At 56.8% G+C, this 4,012-nt stretch carries 5 protein-coding genes and 1 pseudogene; 5 read left to right on the top strand and 1 reads right to left on the bottom strand.

The window, feature by feature from the left end; all coding sequences use genetic code 11:
• Positions 1-221: pseudogene (locus ACML7B_RS00315) on the top strand (hypothetical protein); the annotation flags it as partial.
• A 30-nt stretch (positions 222-251) separates the two neighbouring features.
• Here the strand turns inward: ACML7B_RS00315 and ACML7B_RS00310 are convergent.
• Positions 252-1,595: a polysaccharide biosynthesis protein gene (locus ACML7B_RS00310; RefSeq protein WP_346708526.1), complete on the bottom strand. Its 1,344-nt coding sequence runs from the start codon at positions 1,593-1,595 to the stop codon at positions 252-254.
• A 143-nt stretch (positions 1,596-1,738) separates the two neighbouring features.
• On the opposite strand from ACML7B_RS00310, the gene ACML7B_RS00305 reads away from it, so the two are divergent.
• The 4 genes from ACML7B_RS00305 to ACML7B_RS00290 all read left to right on the top strand — a co-directional run.
• On the top strand, positions 1,739-2,197 hold the full coding sequence (locus tag ACML7B_RS00305; RefSeq protein WP_106788415.1) for an RrF2 family transcriptional regulator: 459 nt from the start codon (positions 1,739-1,741) through the stop codon (positions 2,195-2,197).
• Between the two features lie 19 nt (positions 2,198-2,216).
• Entirely contained in the window at positions 2,217-3,398 is a 1,182-nt protein-coding gene (nifS, locus tag ACML7B_RS00300; RefSeq protein ID WP_346708525.1) for a cysteine desulfurase NifS, read from the top strand.
• Between the two features lie 19 nt (positions 3,399-3,417).
• On the top strand, positions 3,418-3,861 hold the full coding sequence (gene nifU, locus ACML7B_RS00295) for a Fe-S cluster assembly scaffold protein NifU (protein ID WP_418538768.1): 444 nt from the start codon (positions 3,418-3,420) through the stop codon (positions 3,859-3,861).
• A gap of 8 nt (positions 3,862-3,869) precedes the next feature.
• A partial coding sequence (locus tag ACML7B_RS00290) for an argininosuccinate synthase domain-containing protein (protein WP_418538772.1) occupies positions 3,870-4,012 on the top strand: 143 nt, incomplete at its 3' end.

Genomic DNA, 4,012 nt, shown 5'->3' with positions numbered 1-4,012 from the left:
ATCTGGACACCGCCGGAGCGGACCTAAGCGCCATAGAGCGGAAGGAAGAACCGGTGACAGACCGGGCTGCTCCGGTGAAGAAGGGAGAAAAGGTGGGGGAGGCTGTCTATACGCTGGATGGAAAGGAGATCGGCCGGGTAGACATCCTTGCGGCAGAGTCGGTGGCAGGGGTGAGCGTGAGAAGCGCGGCACAGGAGGCGGTCCGGTGGTATCTTCTGTAAATAGCCGGGAGAAAAAGCGGGCCAGAGAGGTCAGGAATCTCTCTGGTCCGCTTTTTTCCTGCCTGGAAGGCAGAGAAGACAGATCCCGAACACCCAGATCTGGCTTGCCAGCAGACCCCACAGGTATCCTTTTATGCCAAAGACCGGGATCAAGAAGAAGACGCCGCCGATCCGCAGAGCCAGGCTGGAGGCGTTGATAAGAAAGGTGCGGACAGTTTTGCCCAGTCCGTTCAGGATGCTTACAAGGGTATTGTTGACGTAGAGGAAGGGGCAGATCCAGGACAGGGTCAGGATGAAGCTGCCGGCCAGAGGACTGTGGAACAGGAACCGGCCCAGCCACTCCCCGAAGGCCAGCAGGGTCACCTGACACAGACACCCCAGCAGGACGCAGGAGGAGACAGACTGGCGGATGATCCTGGCAAGTCCCTGCCGGTTGCGGGCTGCCTGGATCTGCGCCACGGTGGGAAGGAGCATGGTGGATAAAGAATTGGTGATGGCGGACGGAAAGAGGATGAGGGGAAGGGCCATTCCGGTAAGGACGCCGTAGATGCTTAAGGCTTCCTGGGAAGTCATGCCGTAGGCCTGCAGGCAGAGCGGGATGGACACAGCTTCCACACTTTGCAGGATGTTAAGTGAGACCCGGCTGGCAGTAAGAGGGAGGGAGAAGGATACCAGTTCCCGGAGCGCTCTCCATCTGACGGGGGGAAGGGAGAAGGGGCGCTTCTTCCGGGGAGAGGAAGGTTCCCTGGAATGGAGCATCTGCAGGCTGTAGGCAGAGGAAGCGATCTCCCCCATGACCAGGCCCGCCACAGCGACGGAGATCCCGAAGGGAGCGCCGCTCTTTATTCCGATCTGGCAGAACAGGAAAACGGACAGGATCCGCACCGCCTGTTCGATCAGCTGGGAGACGGCAGGGACACGGGTGGACCTGCGCCCCAGATAATATCCCACGATGCAGCTGTGGAGAGCGGCGAAGGGGAAAGCGTAGGAGAGGATCACAAGGAACTGGGAGCAGCGGGGCTCCTGGAGGAAGGTCTGGGCGATCCACCCGGAGAAGCGCTGGAGGAAAAGAGCGCAGCAGCAGGAGGCGGTCAGGGTAAGAAGGATAGCGGCGCGCAGAAGTTCCCGGGCCTCTTCTTCCCGGCCGGAGGCGATCCTTCCCGCTACGCAGCGGGAGAGAGCGGTCTGGATGCCGGAGCAGGTCAGGGAGAAACAAAGGGCATAGACGGGAAAGATCAGCTGGTAGAGCCCTACGCCCTCCTCGCCGAAAGTATGGCTTAAGAAGATCCGGAAGAAAAACCCCATGAACCGGGTGGCGAAGCCGGTCAGGGTGAGAATGAACGCGCCTTTGAGCAGGAGATGTTTTCTGGACATAGATACCTCGCAGGAGGATCCCCTGGAAGGGGATTTTTTATTATGTATATTTGCAGGAACACCTTGACAGAACGGAAAAGGGGTGATATTCTACTGTTGGAAATCCTAGTAAAAGAGTAGGAATTAAAAAAGAAGGTGAACATTTGAAACTCTCAACAAAAGGGCGGTATGGGTTAAGAGCCATCATCGACCTGGCAAGATACAGTGAGACAGAGCCAGTTTCCATCAGCAGCATCGCGGCCCGCCAGGAGATCTCCGAGCGGTATCTGGAACAGCTGGTGGCCCTTATGAAGAAGGCGGGGCTGGTCAAAAGCATCCGGGGAGCCTCCGGAGGGTATGTGCTGGCCAGGCCGGCGGCAGAGATCTCTGTGGGCGACGTGCTCCGGGCGCTGGAAGGAAGCCTGGAACCGGTAAAATGTCCGGCATTTTCTCATGAGGAGGAGTGTATGGCTGCCGGGGGCTGCGTCACCAAGTATGTGTGGCAGAAGATTAACGACAGCATCAATCAGACGGTGGAGGAGATCCATCTGGATGAGTTAGTGGAAGAGAGCAGGGAACTGAATCCTTCCGGGGAGTACGAGAAACCAAAATGCGGCAATTAGCCAGAATGGAGGATCATATATGGAAAAACTGATTTATCTGGACAACGCGGCGACCACCCAGACGGCGCCGGAGGTAGTGGAAGCCATGCTTCCTTATTTTACAGAGAAATACGGAAACCCGTCTAGCGTCTACGGGTTTGCTTCCGCCAATAAAGAAGCGCTCAACCTGCAGAGGGACAACATCGCGGAAGTGCTGGGCGCCAAAAGCAATGAGATCTATTTCACCGCAGGCGGCACGGAGAGCGACAACTGGGCGCTGAAGGCCACTGCGGAAGCATACCGGGACAAGGGCAATCACATCATCACCACGAAGATCGAGCACCACGCCATTCTTCACTCTGCCCAGTTTCTGGAGAAGCACGGGTTTGAAGTGACTTATGTGGATGTGGATGAGAACGGAGTAGTGAAGCTGGATCAGCTGGAAGCGGCTATCCGTCCGGAGACCATTCTGATCTCGGTGATGTTTGCCAACAATGAGATCGGCACCATCCAGCCCATCAAAGAGATCGGGAAGATCGCCCATGACCGGGGGATTCTGTTCCACACCGACGCGGTCCAGGCCTTTGGACATGTGCCCATCAATGTGGACGAGTGCCATATCGACATGCTCAGCGCCAGCGGCCATAAGCTGAACGGCCCCAAGGGCATCGGGTTCCTTTATATCCGCAAAGGTGTGAAGATCCGGTCCTTTATCCACGGGGGCAGCCAGGAGCGGAAGCGCCGGGCAGGAACGGAAAATGTGCCTGGCATCGTAGGGCTTGGGACGGCGGCCCGCCTTGCGGCTGACACCATGGAAGCGCGGAGCCGGCAGGAGACCGGGCTGCGGGATCACCTGATCCACCGGGTGCTGACGGAGATCCCCTACTGCCGGCTTAACGGACATCCCACGGACCGGCTTCCCAACAATGCCAACTTCAGCTTCCAGTTTATTGAAGGAGAGTCGCTTCTGATCCTGCTGGACAGCAAGGGGATCTGCGCTTCCAGCGGTTCTGCCTGCACCTCCGGATCTCTGGATCCATCCCATGTGCTGCTGGCCATCGGCCTGCCTCATGAGATCGCCCACGGGTCCCTCAGGCTTACGTTAAGCCATGAGACCACCATGGAGGAGATCGACTATGTGGTGGACAGCCTGAAGGAGATCGTGGCAAGACTGCGGGAAATGTCCCCGCTGTATGAGGACTTTATTAAGAAACAGAAGTAGAAGACGAGGAGGAATCGATATGTATACAGAGAAAGTTATGGACCATTTTCAGCATCCCAGAAATGTAGGCGAGATCGAGAATGCCAGCGGCGTGGGTACTGTGGGAAACGCTAAGTGCGGCGATATCATGCGGATCTACCTGGATGTGGATGAGAACCAGATCATCCGGGATGCAAAATTTAAAACCTTTGGTTGCGGAGCCGCGGTGGCTACCAGCAGCATGGCCACGGAACTGGTGAAAGGGAAATCCGTACAGGAGGCCATGAAGGTGACCAACAAGGCGGTGATGGAAGCACTGGACGGGCTGCCGCCGGTGAAGGTGCACTGTTCTCTCCTGGCGGAGGAGGCCATCCATGCGGCTCTCTGGGATTACGCCCAGAAGAACGGCATTGAGATCGAAGGACTGGAAAAGCCCAAGTCTGATATCCATGAAGGCGAAGAAGAGGAAGACGAGGAATATTAGAAGCGAAAATGGAGAAAAAAAAGGTAGTAGTAGGAATGTCCGGCGGCGTGGATTCATCTGTGGCCGCCTGGCTGCTGAAAGAAGAAGGATATGACGTGATCGGGGTGACCATGCAGATCTGGCAGGAGGAGAATCCTAAGATCCAGGAGGA

The sequence above is a fragment of the Massilistercora timonensis genome, from assembly GCF_048354975.1.
Classification (GTDB): domain Bacteria; phylum Bacillota; class Clostridia; order Lachnospirales; family Lachnospiraceae; genus Massilistercora; species Massilistercora timonensis.
The sequence above is the reverse complement of the archived record's forward strand: the minus strand, read 5'-3'. Positions and strand labels throughout refer to the sequence as shown.